The organism is Lysobacter rhizosphaerae, from assembly GCF_054779795.1.
In genome coordinates this window covers 106037-129854 of record NZ_BAAGXO010000002.1, presented here as the reverse complement: position 1 = coordinate 129854, position 23818 = coordinate 106037, and the positions used below count along the sequence as shown (strand labels likewise).

General features: G+C 66.4%; 26 protein-coding genes. 19 read left to right on the top strand and 7 right to left on the bottom strand.

The window, feature by feature from the left end; all coding sequences use genetic code 11:
* Positions 1 to 39: 39 nt before the first annotated feature.
* Positions 40 to 1152, bottom strand: a complete 1113-nt coding sequence (locus tag ACYVGE_RS04655; RefSeq protein ID WP_460727533.1) for a hypothetical protein — start codon at positions 1150 to 1152, stop codon at positions 40 to 42.
* Between the two features lie 250 nt (positions 1153 to 1402).
* Between ACYVGE_RS04655 and ACYVGE_RS04650 the strand changes: the two genes are divergently transcribed.
* The 3 genes from ACYVGE_RS04650 (at position 1403) to ACYVGE_RS04640 (ending at position 3141) form a co-directional block, all read left to right on the top strand.
* Positions 1403 to 1993 (top strand): GIY-YIG nuclease family protein, encoded by a 591-nt coding sequence (locus ACYVGE_RS04650; RefSeq protein ID WP_460727531.1) that lies wholly within the window; start codon positions 1403 to 1405, stop codon positions 1991 to 1993.
* 72 nt (positions 1994 to 2065) lie between these two features.
* Complete coding sequence (locus tag ACYVGE_RS04645; protein WP_460727529.1) at positions 2066 to 2332, top strand: DksA/TraR family C4-type zinc finger protein; 267 nt, start codon at positions 2066 to 2068, stop codon at positions 2330 to 2332.
* A gap of 23 nt (positions 2333 to 2355) precedes the next feature.
* Entirely contained in the window at positions 2356 to 3141 is a 786-nt protein-coding gene (locus ACYVGE_RS04640; RefSeq protein ID WP_460727527.1) for a spermine/spermidine synthase domain-containing protein, read from the top strand.
* On the opposite strand, the gene dbpA is transcribed toward ACYVGE_RS04640, so the two are convergent.
* Complete coding sequence (dbpA, locus tag ACYVGE_RS04635) at positions 3138 to 4526, bottom strand: ATP-dependent RNA helicase DbpA (RefSeq protein WP_460727525.1); 1389 nt, start codon at positions 4524 to 4526, stop codon at positions 3138 to 3140. The two genes, ACYVGE_RS04640 and dbpA, sit on opposite strands and share 4 nt — an antisense overlap.
* Before the next feature lie 210 nt (positions 4527 to 4736).
* Here dbpA and ACYVGE_RS04630 point away from each other — a divergent pair, with 210 nt between their 5' ends.
* The 3 genes from ACYVGE_RS04630 to ACYVGE_RS04620 all read left to right on the top strand — a co-directional run bounded on the left by ACYVGE_RS04630 (position 4737) and on the right by ACYVGE_RS04620 (position 6220).
* The gene (locus ACYVGE_RS04630; RefSeq protein ID WP_460727523.1) at positions 4737 to 5216 is read left to right on the top strand and encodes a YbhB/YbcL family Raf kinase inhibitor-like protein; all 480 of its coding nucleotides are present in this window, start codon (positions 4737 to 4739) and stop codon (positions 5214 to 5216) included.
* 43 nt (positions 5217 to 5259) lie between these two features.
* Positions 5260 to 5865 (top strand): HD domain-containing protein, encoded by a 606-nt coding sequence (locus tag ACYVGE_RS04625; protein WP_460727521.1) that lies wholly within the window; start codon positions 5260 to 5262, stop codon positions 5863 to 5865.
* Between the two features lie 196 nt (positions 5866 to 6061).
* Positions 6062 to 6220 carry a hypothetical protein gene (locus ACYVGE_RS04620; RefSeq protein ID WP_460727519.1) on the top strand — a complete coding sequence of 53 codons (159 nt, stop codon included), beginning with the start codon at positions 6062 to 6064 and terminating at the stop codon, positions 6218 to 6220.
* Between the two features lie 60 nt (positions 6221 to 6280).
* Here ACYVGE_RS04620 and ACYVGE_RS04615 read toward each other — a convergent pair whose 3' ends face one another.
* Positions 6281 to 7489: a BaiN/RdsA family NAD(P)/FAD-dependent oxidoreductase gene (locus tag ACYVGE_RS04615; protein WP_460727517.1), complete on the bottom strand. Its 1209-nt coding sequence runs from the start codon at positions 7487 to 7489 to the stop codon at positions 6281 to 6283.
* A gap of 160 nt (positions 7490 to 7649) precedes the next feature.
* Between ACYVGE_RS04615 and ACYVGE_RS04610 the strand changes: the two genes are divergently transcribed.
* From ACYVGE_RS04610 to ACYVGE_RS04595, 4 genes are all read left to right on the top strand, one after another.
* Complete coding sequence (locus ACYVGE_RS04610) at positions 7650 to 8054, top strand: hypothetical protein (RefSeq protein ID WP_460727515.1); 405 nt, start codon at positions 7650 to 7652, stop codon at positions 8052 to 8054.
* A 66-nt stretch (positions 8055 to 8120) separates the two neighbouring features.
* The gene (locus ACYVGE_RS04605; RefSeq protein ID WP_460727513.1) at positions 8121 to 8462 is read left to right on the top strand and encodes a zinc ribbon domain-containing protein YjdM; all 342 of its coding nucleotides are present in this window, start codon (positions 8121 to 8123) and stop codon (positions 8460 to 8462) included.
* A gap of 178 nt (positions 8463 to 8640) precedes the next feature.
* The gene (locus ACYVGE_RS04600; protein ID WP_460727511.1) at positions 8641 to 11880 is read left to right on the top strand and encodes a DUF748 domain-containing protein; all 3240 of its coding nucleotides are present in this window, start codon (positions 8641 to 8643) and stop codon (positions 11878 to 11880) included.
* 322 nt (positions 11881 to 12202) lie between these two features.
* Complete coding sequence (locus tag ACYVGE_RS04595) at positions 12203 to 13507, top strand: DEAD/DEAH box helicase (RefSeq protein ID WP_460727509.1); 1305 nt, start codon at positions 12203 to 12205, stop codon at positions 13505 to 13507.
* A gap of 160 nt (positions 13508 to 13667) precedes the next feature.
* Here the strand turns inward: ACYVGE_RS04595 and ACYVGE_RS04590 are convergent, their stop codons facing one another.
* Positions 13668 to 13874: a KGG domain-containing protein gene (locus tag ACYVGE_RS04590; protein WP_457096161.1), complete on the bottom strand. Its 207-nt coding sequence runs from the start codon at positions 13872 to 13874 to the stop codon at positions 13668 to 13670.
* A 298-nt stretch (positions 13875 to 14172) separates the two neighbouring features.
* On the opposite strand from ACYVGE_RS04590, the gene ACYVGE_RS04585 reads away from it, so the two are divergent.
* From ACYVGE_RS04585 to ACYVGE_RS04560, 6 genes are all read left to right on the top strand, one after another.
* Positions 14173 to 14595, top strand: coding sequence for a YciI family protein (locus tag ACYVGE_RS04585; RefSeq protein ID WP_460727507.1), 423 nt, complete (start codon positions 14173 to 14175; stop codon positions 14593 to 14595).
* An 11-nt stretch (positions 14596 to 14606) separates the two neighbouring features.
* A complete protein-coding gene (locus tag ACYVGE_RS04580; protein WP_310052372.1) occupies positions 14607 to 15020 on the top strand; it encodes a VOC family protein in 414 nt (137 codons plus the stop codon).
* Between the two features lie 129 nt (positions 15021 to 15149).
* Positions 15150 to 16430 (top strand): RNA polymerase sigma factor, encoded by a 1281-nt coding sequence (locus ACYVGE_RS04575; RefSeq protein ID WP_460727505.1) that lies wholly within the window; start codon positions 15150 to 15152, stop codon positions 16428 to 16430.
* A 68-nt stretch (positions 16431 to 16498) separates the two neighbouring features.
* Positions 16499 to 17239 (top strand): sulfurtransferase, encoded by a 741-nt coding sequence (locus ACYVGE_RS04570; RefSeq protein ID WP_460727503.1) that lies wholly within the window; start codon positions 16499 to 16501, stop codon positions 17237 to 17239.
* A 79-nt stretch (positions 17240 to 17318) separates the two neighbouring features.
* On the top strand, positions 17319 to 17975 hold the full coding sequence (locus tag ACYVGE_RS04565; protein WP_460727501.1) for a DUF998 domain-containing protein: 657 nt from the start codon (positions 17319 to 17321) through the stop codon (positions 17973 to 17975).
* Positions 17972 to 18805: a class I SAM-dependent methyltransferase gene (locus ACYVGE_RS04560; protein ID WP_460727499.1), complete on the top strand. Its 834-nt coding sequence runs from the start codon at positions 17972 to 17974 to the stop codon at positions 18803 to 18805. The genes ACYVGE_RS04565 and ACYVGE_RS04560 overlap by 4 nt, the downstream gene beginning before the upstream one ends.
* Here the strand turns inward: ACYVGE_RS04560 and ACYVGE_RS04555 are convergent, their stop codons facing one another.
* Positions 18806 to 20047: a TIGR03862 family flavoprotein gene (locus ACYVGE_RS04555; protein ID WP_460727497.1), complete on the bottom strand. Its 1242-nt coding sequence runs from the start codon at positions 20045 to 20047 to the stop codon at positions 18806 to 18808.
* 182 nt (positions 20048 to 20229) lie between these two features.
* Here ACYVGE_RS04555 and ACYVGE_RS04550 point away from each other — a divergent pair, with 182 nt between their 5' ends.
* Together ACYVGE_RS04550 and ACYVGE_RS04545 are read left to right on the top strand one after the other, a co-directional pair.
* Positions 20230 to 21006, top strand: coding sequence for a dimethylarginine dimethylaminohydrolase family protein (locus ACYVGE_RS04550; RefSeq protein ID WP_460727495.1), 777 nt, complete (start codon positions 20230 to 20232; stop codon positions 21004 to 21006).
* A 59-nt stretch (positions 21007 to 21065) separates the two neighbouring features.
* On the top strand, positions 21066 to 21200 hold the full coding sequence (locus tag ACYVGE_RS04545; RefSeq protein WP_460727493.1) for a hypothetical protein: 135 nt from the start codon (positions 21066 to 21068) through the stop codon (positions 21198 to 21200).
* Between the two features lie 77 nt (positions 21201 to 21277).
* Here ACYVGE_RS04545 and ACYVGE_RS04540 read toward each other — a convergent pair whose 3' ends face one another.
* A complete protein-coding gene (locus ACYVGE_RS04540) occupies positions 21278 to 21961 on the bottom strand; it encodes a hypothetical protein (protein WP_460727682.1) in 684 nt (227 codons plus the stop codon).
* Positions 21962 to 22108: 147 nt separating this feature from the next.
* A complete protein-coding gene (locus ACYVGE_RS04535; protein WP_457097788.1) occupies positions 22109 to 22399 on the bottom strand; it encodes a hypothetical protein in 291 nt (96 codons plus the stop codon).
* A 776-nt stretch (positions 22400 to 23175) separates the two neighbouring features.
* Here ACYVGE_RS04535 and ACYVGE_RS04530 point away from each other — a divergent pair.
* Positions 23176 to 23808, top strand: coding sequence for an OmpA family protein (locus ACYVGE_RS04530; protein WP_460727491.1), 633 nt, complete (start codon positions 23176 to 23178; stop codon positions 23806 to 23808).
* Positions 23809 to 23818 lie beyond the last annotated feature (10 nt).

Sequence of the window (23818 nt, the reverse complement as noted above, 5' to 3'; positions counted from 1 at the left end):
GACTGGGCTTTCTTGGCGGCAGCCGGCGGTCGCTTCCGCTCAGGGGCGGGCGAGGGCCAGCACGATCTCGAACACGATCAGCAGCACGATGGCCAGTTCCAGCAGTTCGGCGCGGCGGCTCGAGGCTTCATCGTAGAGCGCCGTGTAGGTGCCGCGGATGATCTCCAGCTTGCGATCGACGGCGGCGCTCAGGCGCGGCACGCGGAACAGCTCCAGTGCCGCGCCATAGATGCGGGCCAGGTAGACGTCCTCGGTGACCTGCAGCGAGTTCTCGACCCGCTCGGTGAGCTCGGTGACTTCCGCCACCAGTCCATACAACTTCCGGGCCAGCCGGGCGGCACGGCGTGAAGCGAGCAGCGACAATCCGCCGCGCGCGCTCCCGACCAGTCCGTACATGGTGGCCAGCTCGTCATCGAGCAGTTCGTCGTAGTAGCGCATCTCCAGCAGCTGGGCATTGGCCACCTCGATGATGTCGACGACATCCGAGCCCCGGCTGGGTTCGTAGAGGAAGGCGCGGTCCCAGGTGAGGACGACCAGGTCATCCTCGAAATAGGAATACGCCTGCTCGGTGATCGCCGCGGCTTCCTGTGCGGACAGTGGCCGTGTTTCACCCGACAACAGGGCGGCGAGATTCGCCTGTTCGCGGACCTGCGTGCCGGTCATCGGCTGCGCGAAAGCATGGACGATGGCGAACAGGTAGTCCTCTTCCAGGTGCTGCGTTGCCGGGCGATGCAGCGCCGGGCCGATGACGTCCAATACGCTGCGCAATGCGTCGCGCCAGATCGACGTGTCGGCGGCGGCGATGCGATCGAGCGCGTTGAGCTGGTGGCCGAACGCTTCCCAGGCGAGTCCCTCCACCGGTATCCGCAGGGCGATGACGATCGCGCCGAAGTCGTAGATCCGCGCCGTTGCCTCCGCCCGCGTGGGTACGCCCGCCAGCTCGATATCCACGGGCGGCATTGCCAGCAGTGCCGGCGGAACGCCGAAGGTGAGCTCATCCGGAGCGGCGGTGGCCAGGCGCGTGCGGCGGCTTTCGCGCCCTGCATGCGACAGCCACAACGCCTCGGCGCGCGCCAGGTCGATTTCGTTGGCGACATCCAGCAGGCGATGGACGACCAGCGCGCCGGATTGGACGTGCAGGGCGGCCGGCATTCGGGACTCCACGTGGCTGGATGGCGCCAGTCTACGACGGTGTTTGGTGGGATCGTCGGAAACAAGAAGGCCCAGCGGCGAACGAGAGGTTTGGTCTCGCTGGCTGGGCCTTCCGTGCCGGAAACCACTGCTTCGGTCCTCGGTCCGTCGCGTTTTCTCCGGCGGGGGGAAGGTATCGCCGCGGATGTTATGACCGGGTCAACCAGCCGCGGGCGCCTCGATTAGGCTCCGGCGATGCCCATAGACCCTCGTGATCCCGCCTTCCCTGGGCACCCTCAGCCGGGGCCGCTGCTTCCTGTACGTGTTCCCCTGCGCGTACGAGGATCTGCTGAAACTCGGCTTTTCACGCGATCCGTTGCAACGCCTGCAATCGCTGCATCCGCGCTGGTTCGAGTTCTTCGATCCGGACCGCATGGCGCTGGTCGAGACGGATCGGGTGCGCGATGCGCGTGCGCTCGAACTGGAGTTGAAGCACGAGCTCGCGGAGTTCAATGCGCCGGTTCCGTTGACGGTCATGCGCGATGCAGGGGGGCACGGCGAGTGGTATCGGGGGGCAGGCGCCTTTCTCGGGACCGCAGTGCAGCGCCTCGCAGCGCAGGGCTACGACGTGCATGCGCCGGCGCGCGACTGGTTGCGACGCGAGTTGGCGAGGCGCTGCGAGCTGCTGTACTCGTGGTCCGAGGCGCTGCTGGGCGTGGATGAACTGGAACTTCGCGCGGGCCCTGCCTGGGCACAACAGGTCGCACGGGACGTATTGGATGCCTACACCGCATTCGACATCGCGCTGGAGCCGTGGCTGCCCGCCAATGTGCGGCGCTGGTACGGCGCAGGCGGCCAATAGACGCGATGTTCGCGACGATTCAGCCCGACCCGCTATCCTTGCCACGAAACCGGTGATTTCGGGAGAACTTCCATGGCAACTGGCTGGGCAGGCGATGGCGCGGTGCAGGACCAGATCGATGCCACCATCAAGGACGCGATCCAGCGTGTCCGCAGCCAGTTGCCGCAGGGCCCTGGGCTGATGCGCTGCGAGGAGTGCGACGCGGAGATTCCCGAAGCGCGCCGCAAGGCCATTCCCGGCGTGCGCCTGTGCGTGGACTGCCAGGAAGCGCGCGACCAGGAACAGGCCGGTTTCAGCGGCTACAACCGTCGCGGCAGCAAGGACAGCCAGCTCCGCTGATCTACTCAGCTGATCTCCACCCGATGGCATCGACGCAGACAGGCTGGCGTGCGTGGTTGGCGGCATTGTTCGGCGCGTCGCGCGTGGACGTGCCTCCGCATCTGCGCAAGCCGTCCATCCGTCGTCGCGGCGACACCATCGAGTTGCAGTTCGCGCATGGGGTGTCGCAAAGCCAGATGGTCACGCGCGACCCCGACCGCCTGATGATCGATTACACACGCACCATGCTCGGCGCCCTCGTACTGGTGCCCCGGCCGCGCAGCATCGGCATGGTGGGGCTGGGGGGCGGATCGCAGGCGAAGTACTGCTACCGGCACCTGCACGACGCCCACATCGAGGTCGTCGAGAACAATCCGCATGTGCTGGCGCTGCGCCGGCGCTTCCACGTCCCCGCCGACGACACGCGCTTTCGCGTGGTGCTCGACGATGGTGCGCATTTCCTGGCCGGACGCCACGCCGCCTATGACCTGCTGCTGGTGGATGGCTACGACGAAACCGGTATCCCCGGCGGGCTTTCCACGCAGGCGTTCTACGACCACTGCCGCGCGTCGCTCGTCGAGGGTGGCGCCATGGCCATCAATCTCTACTGCGAGGATCCGGCGCTGCACGTCGACAGGCTGCAACGCGCCTTCGGTCCCGGGAACGTGCTGGTGATCGAGGAGCCGCGGCAGAGCAATCGCGTCGCGCTTGCGTGGACGGCCGGCACCGTGCCCGCTGCCGCGGATGATGCGATGGCGCTGTCGCCGACGGCGCGTCGCGACCTCGCCCGCGTGTTCGCGAACGTGCGCGAGGCCCTTGCGGCGCGCTAGATCCTGCGCACGCGGAACTTGCGGCCCTTGATCTTGCCGGCCTGCAGCCGCGTCAACGCCTTGTCGGCCTGGTTGCGCTGGATCGCGACATAGCTGCGCGTGGCGAAGACGTCGATCTTGCCGATGGCCTCGACCGGCAGGCCGGCGTCACCGGTGATGGCGCCGACGATGTCGCCCGGTCGCAACTTGTCGGTGCGGCCGGCGTCGATGCACAAAGTGACGGTCGCGGCGGGGGGCGCGGAACGGGGACGCAGTGCGGCGAGCGTGGGGCGCTCCCAGCGGATCGCCACGCCCAGCTGCTGCGCCAGCGCCGTGGAGCGCGGCAGTTCGCGTGGCGTGCACAGGGTCAGCGCGACACCGCTGCGTCCCGCGCGGCCGGTGCGGCCGATGCGGTGGACATAGGTGTCGGCATCGTTGGGTACGTCGTAGTTGATGACCGCGCCGAGATCGTGGATGTCGAGCCCGCGCGCGGCGACGTCGCTCGCCACCAGCACGTTGCAGCTGCGGTTGGCGAAGCGGACCAGCACTTCATCGCGGTCGCGCTGTTCCATGTCGCCGTGCAACGCCAGCGCGGTGTAGCCCAGGTGGGCGAGGGAGGAAACGACTTCCTCCGTGTCCTTGCGCATGTTGCAGAACACCACGGTCGATTCCGGGTTGTATTCCATCAGCAGGCCGGCGAGCGCCGCGGGCTTCTGCGCCGGATCGACATCGAAGAAGCGCTGGTCGATCGTCGCCTGCTGCTGCGCGCCTTCGACCGTGACTTCCAGCGGATCGCGCATGACGTTGCCGGCGATGGCGCGGATGGAGTCCGGATACGTCGCCGAGAACAGCAGCGTCTGCCGGTTGCCCGGCGTCTTGCCGACGATCTCGCGGATGGGCTCCTCGAAGCCCATGTCGAGCATGCGGTCGGCCTCATCCAGCACCAGCATGCGCACGCCGCGCAGGTCGAGCGCGCGCTTGCGCAGCAGTTCCTGCACGCGGCCGGGTGTGCCGACGACAATGTGCGGTTCGTGCTGGGCGAGCGACGCCAGCTGCGGCGCCAGTGCGAGGCCACCGGTCAGCGTGGACAGCTTGACGTTGGGGATGCCCGTGGCCAGCTTGCGGATGTGCTTGCTGACCTGGTCGGCGAGTTCGCGCGTGGGGCACAGCACCAGTGCCTGCACGCGGATCTGGGCCGGGTCGAGGTGATGCAGCAACGCCAGCCCGAAGGCCGCGGTCTTGCCGCTGCCCGTGGGAGCCTGCGCGATCAGGTCGCGGCCCTCGATCAGGGCAGGCAGGCTCTGCGCCTGGATCGGGGTCATCTGCACGTGGCCGAGGGCGTCCAGGCCCTGGAACAGGGCGGGATTGAGCGGCAGATCGGCGAATTCGATGGCATGGTCGGTCATGCGCCATGATACGGAGGAACCGCGCTGGGCGGATTTTTCACGAATTCCCGGCTTCGCGCGTCCTTTCGACCGGCCGGCCTAGAATCCGCCGGTATGCGATCCCGGCCCGCAACAAGCGCCCTTGCAGCCAACGCCTCCCGCTTTTTGCTCGGCATAGCCCTGGCCCTGGTCGCCGCGACTTCGGCCTGCAGCGAAACGAGGACGAACCCCATGTCGATGAAACTGGCCTCACCCGGCTTTGCCGACAATGCCGCCATGCCCGCGCGCCATACCTGCGATGGCGGGGACATCTCGCCCGCGCTGCAGTGGGCAGATGTGCCTGCGGGTACCCGCAGTCTCGCGTTGATCGTGGATGACCCCGACGCACCCGATCCGGCTGCACCGCAACGCACCTGGGTGCATTGGGTGCTCTACAACCTGCCGCTCGCATCGCAGGGACTGCCGGAAGGACTGAAATCCGGGCAACTGCCGGCGGGAACACGCGAAGGCCGCAACGACTGGGATCGCACCGGCTATGGCGGGCCGTGCCCGCCCAAGGGCCGGCATCGCTACTTCCACAAGCTGTATGCCCTCGACGTCGAGCTGCCCGACCTGCACCAGCCGGACAAGGCGCAATTGCTCAAGGCGATGGAAGGCCATGTGGTGGGGCAGGCCGAACTGATCGGCACCTACCAGCGCCCCGGCCACTGACCTCCACTATCCTGATGGCATCGACCCGGACGATGCCGCGGCAATGCAGGACGACGTACTGATTCCCGAGGAACAGCTGGCGGCGTTGCAGGCCGCCTATGCCACGCCGCCGCGTGCGTACCACAACTTCACGCATGTCGAGCACGTGCTGCGCCATTACGACGGCGTCGCCAACGGGCCCGGCTGGAACCAGCCCGCGGAAGTCCGCCTGGCGGTGCTGTATCACGACGCCATCTACGAAGCCGGACGCAAGGACAACGAGGCACGTTCGGCCGCACTGGCCAGTGAGCACATCGCGCGCTGGCTGCCCGGTCAAGGCATCGATGCCGCACGCGTGGCCGAGCTGATCAACCTCACCGCGCGCCATGGTGCCCTGGCTCCGGAGGATGTCGATCGTGACGCGGCGCTGTTCCTCGATTGCGACATGGCCATCCTCGCGGCCGACGAGGCCGCGTTCGCCGCCTACGACCGTGGCATCACCACGGAATATCGCGGCCAGGTGCCGGCATGGCTGTTCAAGCTCAACCGGCGCCGCTTCCTCAAGGCGCTGCTGGCGAAACCGCGCATCTTCCTCAGCGACTGGTTCCACGAGCGCCTCGATGCGCAGGCACGCATCAACCTGCGGCGCGCGGTGACGGAAAAGCGCTGAGGCTGCGGGGGATCTCCGCCTGCTCTGGCACTCCAGGCGCTCGGAAATCGTCTTGTCGACAGCACGATGTCGTGTTCGTGATGGCGCAACTTAAACTGCGGCGAATTTTCAGACTTTTCCTATATACGAGCCATGATCCGATATGGCTTGCTGAGCCCGGCTGAAACTGATCAGTCGGCGCCAGGAAGTTGAAGAGATGGCCAAATTCTTCTTGGTTGTCGCTGCGCTCGGATTCGTTGCTTCGCTTGCGTTGGGAATTATCCAAGGCCGCATTAGCTACTTCATCTACGCAGGAGCCATCGTGTTGGCTGTAGTGGTGACCGGCTTACTGAAACGTAGAAATTCCGATAGGTGACGGCCAGCGGCCGGTGAAGGCCCAAGCCGAGGCCGGTCGATTCTTCGGCCAGCCCAAGGCTCACGCCGCCACTCCCGCCGCGTGCCCGGACGCCCATGCCCATTGGAAGTTGTAGCCACCCAGCCAGCCGGTTACGTCGACGACCTCGCCGATGAAATACAGGCCGGGCACGTGCTTCGACATCATCGTGGCCGACGACACGCCGTCGGTGTCGACGCCGCCGAGGGTCACTTCCGCCGTGCGATAGCCTTCGGTGCCGCTGGCGACCAGCGGGAAGGATGCGAGCAACGCGGCGGCTTCGCGCAGTTGCGGCTCGTTGAATTGTTTCATTGGCCGGTTGGGCAGCCAGTGCTCGCACAAGCGCTGCGCGAAGCGCTTGGGCAGCAGGTCGCCGAGGACGGTCTTGAGTTCGGCCGCGGGGCGCTCATGGCGCAGGCGTTGCAGCGTCTCCAGCGCATCCAGGCCCGGCAGGAGGTCCAGGCGCAGGTCGTCGCCGGGTTGCCAGAACGATGAAATCTGCAGGATTGCCGGACCACTGATGCCGCGGTGGGTGATGAGCAGGTAGTTGTGGAAGGCCTTGCGGTTGCAGTGCGCTTCCACCGGGAAGGCGACGCCGCTGAGGTCCTGCAGGCGTTCCTGGTGCTTGCCGCTCAGTGTCAGCGGCACCAGGCCCGCGCGCGTGGGCAATACGGGGTGGCCGAACTGGCGCGCCAGCTCATAACCGAATCCGCTGGCGCCCATGCTCGGGATGGACAGGCCGCCGCTGGCGACCACCAGGGAGGGGGCGGTGAATACGCCGCGCGAGGTATGCAGATGGAAGAGCCCGCTGTCGCCGTGCACCACGCGTTCGATGCTGCACGAAGTCTCGACGCGCGCGCCCACGGCCGCGCATTCGTCCAGCAGCATCTTCACGATCAGCTTGGACGACTCGTCGCAGAAGAGCTGGCCCAGTTCCTTCTCGTGGTAGGCGATGCGATGGCGCTCCACTAGCTCAATGAAGTGCGCCGGCGTGTAGCGGGCGAGGGCGGATTTGCAGAAGTGCGGGTTCGCGGACAGGTAATTCGCGGGGGAGGCACCGGTGTTGGTGAAGTTGCAGCGCCCGCCACCCGACATGAGGATCTTCTTGCCGACGCGGTTGGCGTGCTCGATCACCAGTACCCGCTTGCCGAGCTGCCCCGCGCTGATGGCGCACATCAGGCCGGCGGCACCGCCACCGATGATGAGGACGTCGACGGTGGCGCCTTCTATGGACGTGCCTGCGGCGGACATGGAGGTCCCGGATGGAAGCGACCTCCATTCTACGGTGCGCTTTCGCAGGCATACCCCGGGTCATGCGCCGGTCAAGACCGGACCGGGCTTGGCAGTCGTGGCTTCACTGCCTTGGGACAGACACTGGCAGACCACGCAGCGATGCCTGAGCATGCGGGTCATGGCCAAGGAACGCCTCTCCCCGGATTACGCGCTGCGCCTCGTCGAACACGGCGACCATCTGCAGGTCGAAGTAAGTGGTGGAATCGACGCCCAGGCGGTTCGCATCGCCTACTGGCGGGACATCGTCGCTGAAGCCAAGGAGCGAGGCCTCCGCAAGCTCCTGGTGACCGACCGCAAGAAAGGGAAGCCAGCGAGCCAGGCCGAGCTTGCCGAACTGGCCCTGGTGTTCCACGAGGAAGCCCCGAACTTCGATCGCGTCGCCGTGATCGAACCGACGCCGGAGTTCCTGCCTGCCATCGAATACGCCGAAATCTTCGGGCAGGGCATGGGCATCAACGTGCGCATCTTCAGCGACCACCGCGAAGCCGAGCGCTGGCTGCGGTATGGCTCGCCGGACGATTGAGCGGTCCGGCGGCGTGACGCCGTAAAATAGCGGCTTGCCATACCAGCACATCCGGATCGAGATTCCATGCCAGCCGCTCCCGCTTGCCCGCAATGCACCCTCGAGAACACCTATGTCGACGGGAGCAACTTCGTCTGCGCCGATTGCGGCTTCGAGTGGCCGATGGCGACCGATGCCGCCGGGGAGGGCGGGACGGCAGTGCGCGACAGCAATGGCAACCCGCTTGCCAATGGCGACACCGTGGTCGTGATCAAGGACCTGAAGGTGAAAGGCTCGTCCATCCCGCTGAAGCAGGGAACGGTGATCAAGAACATCCGCCTGGTCGAGGACGACGCCGAACACATCGAAGGCAACTCGGACAAGATCAAGGGCCTGGTGCTGAAGACCTGCTTCCTGCGCAAGGCGTGATCGCGCCCGTCGTGGCGGCACCGGCCATCGACCGTGCGGCGTGGCACCCGATCCCCTGCACGAACCACGCCACACCCGCACGCTCGCACTCGATCGATCGGTACTCCGCTTAACGCGCGCGTTACGGTGGCGCTGTCTTCCCGCGATAAGCTGCGTGGAACCGGCGTCAGGAGGACCCATGTCCGCTTGGGCATCAGCGCGCAAGGCGTTGTTGGCGCCTGTCATCCTCGTGCCGCTGTTGGCGGTGCTGCTGGTCGGCCTGTATGCCGCGTTCGGGTTCTGGGTCGTGCCGCGATTGATCCATTCGCAGGCCGACAAGTACGTGCGCGAGGAACTGCATAAGGACCTGAAGCTCGGGGAAGTCAGGTTCAATCCCTTCACTTTCGAACTCGAACTTCGCGATGCCGCGATCCTGGAGAAAGGGCGCCCGCTGGTCGGTTTCAAGCGCTTCTTTGCCAACTACCAGGCGTCGTCGTTCTTCAGCAGCATGCACAAGCTGCGCGAGGTCGCATTCGACCAACCCTATGCGCGCACCATTATTCGCCCCGATGGTTCGTTGAACCTGGCCGACCTGCTGCCTAAATCCGATCCGAACGAGCCGATCCCGAGCGTGCGGATCGAGGACCTCACCATCCGCGATGGCAAAGTCGATTTCGCCGATCGCAGCCGGAAGTTGGAACCGACCAAGACGCTGGCGCCGATCACGTTCCACTTGCGTGGTTTCCAGACCACCGAGGAAGGGGGCGACCTTCGCCTCGACACGCGCACCGAGGACGGCGAGGGCCTGGCCTGGCAGGGCGACCTGGGGCTGACGCCGCTCGCGTCGAAGGGGCGTTTCGCGGTCAAGGGCCTGAAGGCCGGCACCGTCCATGAGTTCCTCAGCGAAGAACTGCCGATGCTCCTGACCGGCGGCAGCTTCGACCTGGCTGGCACTTACACCTTTGCGGTCAAGGGCAAGGAGGGCATGCAGCTCGAGGCCGTATTGCCGACGATCACCTCGAAGGGGCTGCGCCTGCGCGCCCGCGGTGTCGGCGAGGACTGGATCCAGGTGCCGGAGGCGACGCTCGAGACCACCCGCATGTCCCTGCAACGGCACGAGCTCACGGTCGGCGCGCTGCGCGTGCAGGGCCTGCAGGCACAGGTCTGGCTGCAGCCTGACGGCTACCTCAACATCCGCAGCCTGTTCGTGCCGCCGCAGGCGGAGGCGGAGCCGGCAGCCGCGGGGCCGGAATGGACCGTGCGCGTGGCCCGCATCGGGCTGGAACGGGGCAAGGTCGCGCTCGAAGACCGCACGGTGCAGCCGGCCGCGAAGTTCGCGCTGGAGCCGATGGCCGCGACCGTCGACAACTTCAGTCTCGACTTCGCCAAGCCGATGCCGGTCACGCTGACCGCAACGGTCAATGGCCGCGCGCCATTGCGGTTGAGCGGCACCGTCGCGCTGGATCCACGCGTGGCGGACGTGCAACTGGAGATATCCAAACTACCAATGCAGGACGTATTCGCCTATCTGCCGAAATACCCGACCCTGAAGCTGCGCTCGGGCGAAGTCAGCGCCAAGGGCAGGGTAGGCCTGCGCCCGGCGCCGGGCCCGGAACTCAGCTACGACGGCGATGCCAGCATCGATCGATTCGACCTCGTCGAAGTGCCGAGCGGACGCGAGTTCCTGTCGTGGGACCGCGTCGAACTCAACGAGATCGCCTACGCCGCCGCGCCCGACAAGATCGAGGTCCGGCGGATCCTGCTGCGGAAGCCGGTTGCGCGGGTGGTGATCGCGCCCAACGGCAAGCTCAACCTCGCCTCGACCCTCGCCGAGCCGACGCCGGCGAACCAACCCGCCGCCGGCGCAGCCCCGGCGTCGAAGCTGCCGCCGCTCAAGGTCGGCGAGGTGGTGTTCGACGCGGGCGTGCTGGGCTTCGCCGACTACTCGATCCTGCCCAACTTCCATGCCCGCATCGACGCGCTGCGCGGCAGCATCCGCAGGATTTCGACGCAGCCGCATACGGTCAGCGACATCGATCTCTCCGGTCACGTGATCAACAGGTATTCGCCAGTCACGATCAAGGGACACGCGGTGCTGCTGGCTTATGACGAGCGCACCGACGTCGCCATGGCGTTCCGCAACATCGAGCTGCCGGTCTTCAATCCGTATTCGGGCAAGTACGCCGGCTACGCGATCGCCAAGGGCAAGCTGACCACCGAACTCGAATACAAGATCGACCATCGCCGCCTGGTCGCCGACCACCACGTCGTGATCGACCAGCTCGTGTGGGGCCAGGGCACCGACAGCAAGCAGAAGGTCAGCCTCCCGATCCGCCTGGCGACGTCGCTGCTCAAGGACAGCAACGGCGTAATCGACCTGAAGCTTCCGGTGACCGGAAGTCTCGATGATCCGAAGTTCCGGATCGGACCGATCATCTGGCAGATCATCAAGAACATCATCGTCAAGGTCGCCACGGCGCCCTTCAAGTTCCTCGGTTCCCTGTTCAAGGGGGCCGAAGAGGCACAGTACGTGGACTTCACGCCGGGCTCGGCGGAGTTGTCCGACAAGGCCCGCTCCGCACTGCCGGAACTGGCCAGGAGCTTGTCGGACCGGCCCGACCTCAATATCGACATTCCAGCCGGTGCAGTGCCGGAGGCCGACGTGGCTGCGCTGGACGACCAGCGCTTCCAGGCCGCGATCGCAAAGATGCGCGAGGGCAAGCGCGGCTCGGCGAAGGCCTACGCCGACCTCGACGACGAGAACAAGATCGATGTGCTGAAAGACCTGTACCGGCAGGAATTCGGGCATCGCCCCGAGTTGCCCGATGCCACGGAAGGGGCGCCGGATGCGGTGCCCGAAGCGGCCGGGCCGGTTGCCGCGGCCGCCGACCATGCGACAGCCGACGATGCGACAGCGCCAGTGGCTGAGCCCACGACGACGTCCGCGGATGCGGCCGCCGATGCGCCTGCGTCCAACGAATCCTTGGCCGCCGATGCGCCCGCATCCGGCGAACCCTTGGCTGCGGAGCAGTCGGCGGGCAGTCACATCGCCGCCGCCGATGAACCGTTGGCGACGGAGGCTCCCGGGTCGCCTGAAGTGCCGGCTCCAGAGGACGTCGCCGCTCCGGCCCTGCTTGCCGAAGCCGACGAGACCGCAAAACCCGTGGCTTCTACCGTCGCACCCGCGAAGGAGATGACCCGCCGCGAGCGCAAGGCCTCGCGCCGGCAGGCCCAGGTCGCATGGCTGGAAGGGCAACTGCGCCCGCGCTTCAAGGCCGACCCGTCCGCTGGCAAGGTGCTGGCCCAGGCGCGCGCAACCGCCGTTCAGGACGCGCTGCTGGCTGGCGGAGCGCTCGATCCGTCGCGGGTCTTCGTCGCCGGCAATCTGTCGCCGGTGGCCAAGGATGATGTCGTAAGGCTGGAACTTGCCCTGAAATAGCTGGCCCTCAGAGCTGGCCCTGAGAGGTGGCTTGCGGACCAGCGTGCATTTCTGAACGTGAGCGGACACAGGGTTGTGGCTTGTACAACCGTATTCGCGTAGAGTTCGCCCCGTTTCGCGCACGGCTGATCCGTTTTCCTAGGTAAGCCCGCCGCTTCCGGCTCCGCCGGTCCATTGCGGCATATTCCCGTACGCCTTTCGTCGCGCAGACACGGCCCGGAGCTTCCGGAGCCGTTCAATCAGAACACTCGCAGCGCGGTTTCAAGGAAAGCTTCGAGTACGCCACCGGCCCAGCCGGTTGCGTTCCTTACGGAGCTACAACATGACCTTTGAATCGCTCGGGCTTGCGCCCGCGTTGCTGCGCGCGCTGTCGGAAAACAACTACACCACGCCGACCCCGATCCAGTCCGAGGCGATCCCGCTCGCGCTCGCCGGCCACGACGTCCTCGGCGGCGCCCAGACCGGTACCGGCAAGACCGCCGCGTTCGGCCTGCCGCTGCTGAACCGCCTGTCCAAGACCACGCCGCCGAACGGCCCGCGCAAGCCGCGCGCGCTGATCCTCACGCCCACCCGTGAGCTGGCGATGCAGGTGACCGACAGCCTGCGCGGCTACGCCAAGCACCTGCGCCTGAACATCACCGCGATCTACGGCGGTGCCGGCATGCAGCCGCAGGTCGACAACCTGCGCCGCGGCGTCGACGTGCTCGTGGCCTGCCCGGGCCGCCTGATCGACCATCTGGATCGCGGCACCGCGCGCCTGGACAACGTCGAAGTGCTGGTGCTGGACGAAGCCGACCGCATGCTCGACATGGGCTTCCTGCCGGCGATCAAGCGAGTGCTGGGCAAGGTGCCGCCGCAGCGCCAGACGCTGCTGTTCTCCGCGACGTTCGAAGCGCAGATCAAGGCACTGGCCCTGGAATTCATGCGCGATCCGCGCCAGGTCCAGATCGCGGCACAGAACACCATCGCCGAAACCATCACCCATCGTGCGCATCCGGTCGATGCCTCGCGCAAGCGCGACCTGCTGACCCAGATCCTGGCCACGCGCCACACCGAACAGGTGCTGGTCTTCGGCAAGACCAAGCATGGCTGCAACCGCCTGGCCGAACAGCTTGAAACGGCGGGCCTGAAGACCGTCGCGATCCACGGCAACAAGAGCCAGGCGCAGCGCACCAAGGCGCTGATCCAGTTCAAGACCGGCAAGGCCCGCGTGCTGGTGGCGACCGATGTCGCCGCGCGCGGCCTCGACATCCCCAACCTGCCGCTGGTCATCAACTACGACCTGCCGATGGTGGCCGAGGACTACGTGCACCGCATCGGTCGTACCGGTCGCAACGGCGCCAGCGGTGAAGCGCTGTCGCTGGTCGCGCCCGAAGAAGGCGGCCTGCTGCGCCAGGTCCAGAACATGCTGAAGGCCTCGATCGAACTGGTCACGGTGGACGGCTTCGCTCCGAGCCGCCCGATCCAGATGAACGCACCGCTGCCCAAGCATGGTAGTGGCAGCCAGCGTCCGCAGCGCGGCCATCGCCCGCACGGCAAGCCGGCACAGCGCCATGCCCATGCAGGACCGAAGCAATCCCGCGGCACCGGTCGCGGCAACGCGCCGCGTCGCGACAGCCGCGTCTGAGCCCGGCAGCGTCCAGGTGCACCCCCTGCGGGGTGCGCCTGGAACGCATGACAGTTCCTCCATGAACCAGACCGGCGCGGTGTGCACGCTGCCGGATCCCAGGTAGTCCAAAGGCGCCCGCAGGCGCCTTTGTTGTGACCGGCTGTTCAGTCGTCGGCGATCAGGTTTCGCCCCGGCGTTCGCGCGTGCCTCCGTGGCGATTGCCCGAGGCTTCACCGCCCTTGCGTCCGATTTCGGACATGTGCTGGCGGTCGCGACTTACGGCTTCTCCTCCCTTCTGCGCGATCCTGCGTTGCTGTTCCTGATCCATGCCGGCGAAGCCGCGGCCTCCGCTGTGGTTGCGGGTCTGGTTCGATTGGGTGGGCATCGGCTGCTCCTGTTGGATTGCGATGGCGAGTTGCCCCGCTTCGATCCGCGTCAGCAGGATGATCACGGACAGCCGGAGACTAACGGCCCGCGCGTTAGACGAACGACCATTGCGGGTTAAGGCCGGAGTAATCAGGGCGATGCGACTGGTGCGCTTTGCGGCATGGCGCGCGCGTCATGCGGAATTTTTTTGCCCCGCATGTCGAATCCGGGCGGCTCCGCCCGTCTACCTTGCAAGAGCGCAGGTAGCGCGGCCCAATGGTCCGGCGCTCTCCCACCCCCTGAATGAGGAGAAGAACATGCGAGTCCTGGTCATCGTCAAAGCCACCAAGGAATCCGAAGCCGGCGTCATGCCAGGCGAGAAGCTGCTGTCCGACATGGGCAGGTTCAACGAGGAGCTGGTCAAGGCCGGCGTGATGCTGGCCGGTGAAGGCCTGCATCCCTCGTTGCGCGGCAAGCGGGTCGATTTTTCCGGCGCCCGTCGCACCGTGGTCGACGGCCCGTTCAGCGAAACCAAGGAACTGGTGGCAGGCTTCTGGATCTGGCAGGTGAGTTCGATGGAAGAGGCGATCGAGTGGGTCAAGCGTTGTCCGAATCCGCATGAAGGCGAATCCACCATCGAGATCCGTCCCTTGTTCGAAGCCGAGGATTTCGGTGACGCGATGACGCCGGAACTGGTCGAGCAGGAAACCCGCCTGCGCGAACAGCTGGCGCGGCAGTGAGGAGGGCGGCCATGCAGATCAATGCCTACCTGATCTTCAACGGCAACTGCGAAGAGGCCTTCACCTTTTATGCGCGTTGCCTGCGAGCCGAGCTGGCGTTGCTGCAGCGGTTCGGCGACACGCCCGGCTGCGAGGACATGCCCGCCTCGCAGCGCGACAAGATCATGCACGTGCGCCTCCAGGCCGGAGACCAGGTGCTGATGGCGTCGGACAACCATCCGGACCATCCCTACGATGGCGTGAAGGGCTGTTCGATCGCGCTGAGCGTGGACACCGCGAACGAAGCGGACCGCATTTTCGACGAGCTGTCGCAGGGTGGCATCGTGGTGATGCCGATGCAGGAAACCTTCTGGGCCAAGCGCTTCGGCATGCTCACGGACCGCTTCGGGGTGCCGTGGATGATCAATGGCGCATTGCAGTCGTAGGGCGTCGTGCGCAGTGTTGCGGCGCCCGCACAGGCGCCGCGCATCCGCGTGCAGGCCATCGTCTTTGCGACAACAAATGCACACCCGGCCGCTTGCGTCGTCATCGCCGCGATGATGTGATCGCGGCCCATGGCAGACACTCCCGACAACACACGACAGCAGGTTCGCCGGACCATCGACGCCGTCTGGCGCATGGAATCGGCGAAGCTGGTCGCCACGCTCGCGCGCATGCTGCATGACGTCGGCCTCGCCGAGGAACTGGCCCAGGACGCGCTGGTGACGGCGCTGGAACAGTGGCCGCGGAGCGGCGTGCCCGACAATCCCGGCGCGTGGCTCATGACGACGGCGAAGCACCGCGCCATCGACCGCCTGCGCCGCCACCAGCTGCAGCACCGCAAGCACGAAGAGCTGGGCCATGAGATCGAACTGCACCAGCAGCTGCACGAGGAGGACATCCTCGACGCACTCGATGACCCGATCGGCGACGACATGCTGCGGCTGGTGTTCACGGCCTGCCATCCGGTGCTTTCGCAGGAAGCACGCGTCGCGCTGACCCTGCGCCTGCTCGGTGGCCTTGCCACGGACGAGATCGCGCGCGCCTTCCTCGTGCCCGAACCGACCATCGCCCAGCGCATCGTTCGCGCCAAGCGGACGCTGGCCGAAGCGGACGTGCCCTATGAAGTGCCGCGCGGCGAGGAGCTGGTCGAGCGCCTGTCGGCCGTCCTGGCGGTCGTCTATCTCATCTTCAACGAAGGCTATTCGGCGACCGCGGGCGAGCACTGGCTGCGCCCCTCGCTGTGCGAGGACGCATTGCGGCTCGGTCGCGTGCTTGCGGAGCTGCTCCCGCAACAGGCGGAAGTGCACGGGCTGGTCGCGTTGATGGAAATCCAGGCCTCGCGCAACAGGGCGCGGATCGGGCCGGCGGGCGAACCGATCCTCCTTCTGGAGCAGGACCGCGCGCGCTGGGACCGGCTGCTGACCGGCCGCGGGCTCGCCGCGCTGGAACGGGCGGAAAGACTCGGCGCGCGCGGCCTGTACACGCTGCAGGCCGCCATCGCCGCCTGCCACGCGCGGGCGCTGCGGCCCGAAGACACGGACTGGGCACGCATCGCAGGCCTTTACGGCGAGCTGGCGCGCCTGACCGGCTCGCCGATCGTTGAACTCAACCGGGCGGTCGCACTGGGCATGCTGTTCGGTCCGGCCGCGGGGCTGGAACTGGTCGATGCCCTCGCCGACGAGCCGAGGCTGGCGCGTTACCACCTGCTGCCGAGCGTGCGGGGCGACCTGTTGTTCAAGCTCGGGCGCATGGAGGAAGCGCGCAGCGAATTCGAACGGGCCGCGGGAATGACCCGTAACGAGCGCGAACGCAGCCTCCTGCTCGAGCGCGCGGCGAGCTGCGCCCGGGCCTGAAACGTTCGTGGGCTGGCCTGCGCCGAACGCGGTCGCACCTGCAGTCCGGCGGGCCGTAAAATGCGCCGGTGATCCTGAATATCGCCGCCTACCATTTCGTTCACATCGACGATCCCGCGGCCGTCGCCGCGCAGGTGCGTGGGCTAGCCGAAGCCGGCGACCTGCGCGGGACCGTGCTGGTGGCGGAGGAGGGCATCAACATCTTCCTCGCCGGTGCGGAATCGGCCATCCATGTCTTCCTGGACGCGTTGCGCAGCGATCCGCGCTTCACCGGCATCGTCGTCAAGGAGAGCCGCAGCCGCACCCAGCCATTCGCACGGCTGAAGGTGAAGCTGAAGCAGGAAATCATCGCGTTCCGCCGCGACAATGCCTCGCCGCTCGAAGGGCGCGCCCCGGCCGTGGCGCCGGAAGACCTGGCGCGATGGATCGAAAAGGGCGAGGACGACAGCGGTCGTCGCCTCGTCCTGCTCGACACGCGCAACCGCGAGGAAATCGGCTACGGCACTTTCAGCGGCGCGCTGACCCTGCCCATCGACAACTTCACCGACCTGCCGGAGGCGCTGACCCCGCATCGCAGCGCGCTGGCCGACGCCGTCGTGGTCAGTTTCTGCACGGGCGGCATCCGCTGCGAGAAGGCCGCTCTGTGGATGCACGCGGAGGGAATGGCGAACGTGCTGCAGCTGGAGGGCGGGATCCTGGGGTATTTCGAGCGCGTCGGCGGCTACGGCTACGACGGCCGCTGCTTCGTCTTCGATGATCGCGTGGCACTGGATGCGGAGCTGAAGCCGCTGGCCGATTCAAACGCATAATCACGTTGCGAAAAAATCGCGTTCCGCCGGCCGTCGTGCCGCGATAGCATGGGCGCAGTTTCCGGCGTAGGGACCGGCCATGAAACTTTCGCATTCGGATCTTCACGGGCCCCGCCTGGGTACTCTGGCGCTGTCCGGCGTGGTGGTATTCGCAACCGTGTGCATCCTCGCCCAGTTCGTGCGCGATGACCTCAACTGGATGCGTGCGCCACTCAGTTCGTACCTGCGCGGCGAATACGGGTGGGTCGTCAAGACGGCGTATTTCGCACTGAGCGCCGCGCTGGGGCTGTTGGGGCTGGGCTACCAACGCACGCTCGCCGCGGCGGCGCGCAGTTCGATTCCCTTGCTCCTGTTCGTGGTCGGTGGTGTCGCGCTGGTCGTCACGGCGCTGGCCGAGTCCGGCTCGCGCTTTGGCCCCCATGCGCTGGAGTCGTTCGTCCACAATCTTTCCGCGGCGATCTCATTCCTCTGCGTCACCACGGCCATGCTGCTGCAGGCCTGGTGGTTCCGCGTGGACGAAGCCTGGCGACAGCGCTTTGCCCTCGCATTCACGCTTGCCGTCGTGTGCTTCATTTCGTTGCTGTGGTATGCCTTCCTGGTAGACCACCTCCGTGGGCTCGTGCAGAAAGCGGTGATCGCGATGATCGTGTCCTGGCTGGCGCTGGCGTCGAGCTGGTTGCGGGCACCGATGCCGGCCCTGTCGCGGGAGCAGGGCCTCGACGAAGCGCCGCCATGAGCCACGATCGCAATCCCCAGGCCGAACAGATGGGCGACGAGTCGATGGCGCGCAACCTTGCGCACCAGGCCGAGGCCATCTGGCCGCAGGAACACGTGCTGTTCGATCGCTATGCCCTGGCCGGTCCGATCCGGGTGCTGGACCTGGGATGCGGCACCGGCGAGATCACACGGCGACTGGCCGACCGCTATCCGCAGGCGACCCTGGTCGGCATCGATATCCTGGAGAGCAATCTCCTGCTGGCGCGGCGCGACAGCGCGGCCTTCGCCGAACGCATCCGCTACGAGCAGGGCGACGCATTCGCCTTGCACCATGACGACGCCAGTTTCGACCTCGTCGTGTGCCGGCACATGTCGCAGGCGGTGCCGGATTTCCCCCTGGTGCTGGCCGAGATCACCCGCGTGCTCAAGCTGGGTGGCTGGCTGCACCTGCTGTCGGAGGATTACGGGATGCTGCACATGCCCGTGGTCGAGCGCGACGGCGTGCAGTTCGATCCCGACGTGTTCTGGAACCAGAACGCGATCGCCTACCTCAGGAGCATCGGCTGCGATGGACACATCGGCCGGCATTCGCCAGCGTTGCTCGCGCAGGCCGGTTACAGGGACATCGCGCTGGATTTCGTCACCGTCGATACGCTGCGGGTGGATCGCGAAACGTTCGCCGGGATCATGCGCGCGTGGCGCGACGGTTATACGGAGGTGCTGGCGGGAGCATCAGGGCGCAGCACGGCGGATGTCGCCGCCGATTTCGACACGATCATTGCTTCGATTGAAACGCCGCCGCACTACGCGGTCTGGCATGTGCCCGTCGTATCCGGGCGCAAACCGTAGTCAGCGTCGCAGCCACGCCACCGCGCCGCGACCCGCGCGCAGGCCGCTGGCGAAGCAGGCCGTGAGCAGGTAACCGCCGGTCGGCGCCTCCCAGTCGAGCATTTCGCCGGCGCAGAACAGTCCCGGGATGCCTTTCACCATCAGCGCTTCATCAAGCGCTTCCAGCCGCACGCCACCGGCGCTGCTGATCGCTTCCGCAATCGGCCGCGGCTGCCGCAGCGTCAACGGGAGTCGCTTGATGGCAGTGGCAATGGCGTCGGCGTCTTCGAGTTGCGGCTTCAACAGGACCTCGCGTACGAGCGCAGCCTTCACCCCGGTCATGCCGGCCTGACGTCGCAGGTGTTCGCTGAAGCTGCGCCCGGAACGTGGTTTCGCCAGGTCGCGCCGCAGGCGCTCCAGGTCGCGGCCGGGAGCCAGGTCGAGATGCAGCGTCGCTGTTCCGTCGCGCGCGATGGTGTCGCGCAACGTGGCCGACAGGGCATAGATCAGGCTGCCTTCGATGCCGGTCGTCGTGACGACGCATTCGCCTTGCAGGCTGTGCGCGTGGCCATCAAGGCCGTGCCAGTGCGCGATCACCGGTTTGAGTGGCGCACCGGCATGACGTTGCGCGATGTGCTCGCTCCAGCCGATGTCGAAGCCGCAATTGGACGGTTGCAATGGGGCGATGTCGACGCCGCGTTGCTGCAGCCATGGCGCCCACGCGCCATCCGAGCCGAGTTCGGGCCAACTGCCGCCGCCCAGGGCCAGCACGGTCGCGGGCGCGACGACATCCAGTTCGCCTTCGGGCGTGGCGAACCGTAACGCTCCGGTTTCGCTCCAGCCCCGCCAGCGGTGCTGTACGTGGAAGCGCACGCCCTGGTCGCGCAGGCGTTTCACCCAGCCGCGCAGCAGGGGTGCGGCCTTGCGATCCATAGGGAACACCCGGCCGGACGTGCCGATGTACGAGTCGATGCCGAATCCGCGCGCCCATTCGCGCAATGCGTCGGCATCGAAATCGTCGAGCCAGTGCGCGACGTCGCTTTGCCGTTCGCCATAACGCGCATCGAAACCAGGCCGCGCTTCCCCATGCGTCAGGTTCAAGCCGCCCTTGCCGGCGATGAGGAACTTGCGGCCGACCGAGCCTTTGCCTTCAAAGACATCGACTTCCACGCCCGCGGCGCGCGCGACCTCGGCGGCCATCAAGCCAGCGGGGCCGCCGCCGATGACGACCAGGCCGGAAGTGGTGAACGGTGCGCGTGACATGGCAGGCGTGCTCGGAAAGGCCGCACATTATGCGGCGCCGCGGAAGACCTGCGCCTGCGGGGCGATGCAAACGCGCCGCCGCGCGCGGGAAGAGTGGGCGTGCCCGTCGTGGACCCAGGTCGCATCGGGCGCTAGTGCACTTGAAGTGCTAAAACAGGGGCCGCCCATGCATCAGGACACCCATGCGCATTGCCATCACCCGCGAAGTCAGTCCCAGCCTCGGCGATTGCCAGCTCACCCACGTTGCACGCACGCCGATCGATGTCGCCCGTGCCGATGCGCAGCACCGCGCCTATCAACGGGCGCTATCCGCCTTGGGGTGCCGGGTGCTGGTGCTGGAAGCCGAGCCGTCGATGCCCGACGCGGTGTTCGTGGAGGACGTGGCGATCGTCCTCGACGAAGTCGCGGTGATGACGCGTCCCGGCGCCGAGTCGCGGCGCGGCGAAGGCGCGAGCGTGGCGGAATTGCTGCGTCGCTATCGCCCGCTGCGGGCCATCGAGGCGCCGGGCACGCTCGACGGGGGCGACGTGCTGCGCGTCGGCCGCACGCTCTACGTCGGCCAGTCAGGGCGCAGCAATGCGGAAGGCAGCGCGCAGCTGCAGGCCGCCATCGAGGAATTCGGCTACCACGTCCAGTCCGTGCCCATCCACGGTTGCCTGCACCTGAAATCCGCGGTGACCGCGCTTCGCGATGACACCCTGCTGCTGCAGCCGGCCTGGATCGATGCCGCGTCGTTTCCGGGCTTCGCCATCATCGAAGTCGACCCGGCCGAGGAGCACGCGGCCAATATCCTGCGCATCGGCGACGTCGCGGTAATGCCGGCCTGTTTCCCGCGGACGGCACAGCGGATCCGTGACGCGGGATTCGAGGTGGTGACGGTGGACGTGACCGAGCTGCAGAAGGCGGAAGGAGCAACGACCTGCTGCAGCCTCGTATTCGAGGAAGCGGCTGCATCTTGATGCCGGCGCGACGACAGGGACGATAACTTGGAACCATCCATCTGCACGGGAGGCGTGGCATGAACTGGTTGGGCATCGCACTCGTGGTGATCGGCCTCTATCTCGCGTTCAAGGTCGCCGGGTTTTTGCTGAAGCTGCTGATGTGGCTGGTGGTCATCCTCGGGATCTACTGGCTCGCCGCTCCGTACCTCTAGTACCTCATGAAGTCGTAGCAAGCAGCGCCAGCCGCTGCAGTGCCTCGCACATCAAAGGCAGCACGCCGACGCGCCCTTCACTTGGGGGCGGGCCGTGCGCTTCCACCGTCGCTGTGTTGCGCAGTCGCGCGACTTTGCGCGAACTCCGGAAAGGTCTCCGCTAGCGACGCCGTGTCCGGCAAGATGTAGAACACCCCGCCCCTCTCGAACGTCGGACGGATGATCTGCTCGTAAAATTCGGGCGGAACGTTGATGCAGCCATGAGTGATTCGGTTGTCGTCCGGCGAAGGCGATGCAAGGCGTTCGGCGCGTCTCTCGGCCGGGATGCCAGTAGCCGTGGGGTGCATGGAGATCGCGGAATCGTAGTCCACCCACAGCACGCGCCCAGCGTCGGTTGATGGGCCGAAACCGCCCACAAAGCGACCCGCAGGCGTCGTGCGATCCCGGCCTGGAATTTCGCGAAGCGCGAGACCGGCGATGCCGGGGGCCGAATGATCGCCGATCGCCGAGCCAAAGAGCCCAGGCGCGGCGCCGCGAAGCCGGCCGTCACCGCCGAACACCAAGACCTGTGCAGCGGCCTTGTCGATGATCGCGAACGGATAGCCTTGGCTGTCCCTGGTTGCGACAACCCAGCCCGCGAGCTCAATCACCGTCTCGGACACTTCTTGGCCTGGCGGAAGCTGGTCGACGGCGGCCACCGGTTGCACGGCGGTTTCCTCCGCGCTGGCCTTGAAGCTCGCGAACGCCAGCGCGAGCGCCAGCGCGCCACAGGCGGCCCGGATCGCAGGGTGTATGTACGTATTGATGGGACAGTTCCTTGGAACGAAGACTGGGGAAAGAAAAAAGACCGGTGGCCAGAAAACGCCACCGGTCTCGAGTTTAAACCGTTCGTAAAAGATTGAGAGCGACTAACCGCGCGGCTTGCGGCGCGGCGACGTTTCGAGCTGCTGGACGCGGCCTTCCAATTGATCCAGCCGCTGGTTGGCCTGTTGCGCGGACTGATTGGCCTGTTGCGCGGACTGATTGGCGGATTCGGCGCTCTGGGCTGCGGTCTGGACCTTCGCGTCGAGTGAATCGAGGCGCGAGTTGATCGTTGCAAACTCCTCTTTATAGGTGGCGCAGCCGCCAAGGCCTACGGCGGCGACGATCGCCACGCCGAGCGTACGCGCCATCGACAGATTTTTCTTGGTCAGAAACATTCCAATCTCCTTAGTCTGCGGTATCGGGAATATAGCGGCGGCCATCCGTTCCGCCTGTGATGCCGCGTCGGAGTCTGGCCCGTATTCAGCTTACGTTGGAATACGTAGATGGATTGTGAAGATGTGGCAACTAGGGAGAGTTGCGCTTGAATCCATCAGTCTCCGTCTCTCCCGGCATCACTACTGCATCGCGCGCAATGAGAATGCTCCGCCCATAAGGCAGCCCGGCGGGTGGGCTGTTTGGGCCAAACTCGCATCTGTCCGCTTCGGGTTGTTAGCGGTCTCTTTTCTCGCGCTTGCCCGCCGCGGTGCTCGCGCGAATCTGGCTGAATGAACTTGAGGTCGTCTAGGCCAACTGCTACGCGGTTGCCAAACTCCTGATCCATGACGCTCATTAGAAAATCAAACTAACGGTGTGAATAGCACCCGGCAAAGTGCGCTGTATCCGTCGGCAGTCGCGGCTGAGTAGCCATCCAGAACTACGCCACGGTAAGAAGCCGCTGCCCGAAATCGTGCCCCGAAGCGATTGCAGCATTGGCCCGGCCTCAACCCGACGGGTGAGGCGGCGCGAAGCTGTGCGGAAGCCCTGTGGCGCGTCTCGCGCAGGTCTGGATTTGTTAGGGCTCTTTAGCAAGTCCGGTACGGATCCTTCACAAGTGCTGTGGGATTGATACGCCTCGCCATCCTGAATCGCACTGGCGCTTGCTCCCCGACTGGTCGCCTGGCATCGCGGCCCGCTGGAAGCGGACGCGGGCCCCCCGGAAAGGAGAACGACCATGCCCCGCAGATCCCTTCGTACAACCGCACTCGCCATCGCCGTCGCGACGATCGCACTCTCCGGTTGCGCCAGCTACATCAAGCGCGACGAGTTCGACAGCACCATTGCCGACTTGCGGGCCAGCGACCAGCGCCTGCAGTCGCAGATCGAGGAGCTGTCGCGCAAGCACGATGTGCTGGTGACCGAGATGCAGGGCCGGATCCGCGTGGAGACTGGAGCGCATTTCGCCACGGGTGACGCGACCCTGAGCGAAGAAGACAAGCCGCTGCTCGATGACTTCGCCCGTGCGATCAAGAACAACCACAGCGATGCCGTGGTGACGGTGGAAGGGTTCGCGGACCCGGCAGGTTCGGCCGCCTTCAACCAGCGCCTGGGCCAGCGTCGCGCCGAAACCGTACGCGACTACCTGGCGAACACCGGCGGACTCGGCGGCCAGGTGCGAGCGGTCAGCTATGGCGAAGCCACGAACCGCCAGGTGCGGCCGGGCGCCACCGGCGACGCGGGACGCGACAACCGCCGGGTGTCCCTGGTGGTCGACTATGCGGGCATGGGAGGGATGCAGCAGCCGATGCAGCCGACGCCGGAGCAGGCGCCGCAACCCGAGCAGCCGCAGACCGAGTCCGGGACCTGATTGAACTCTC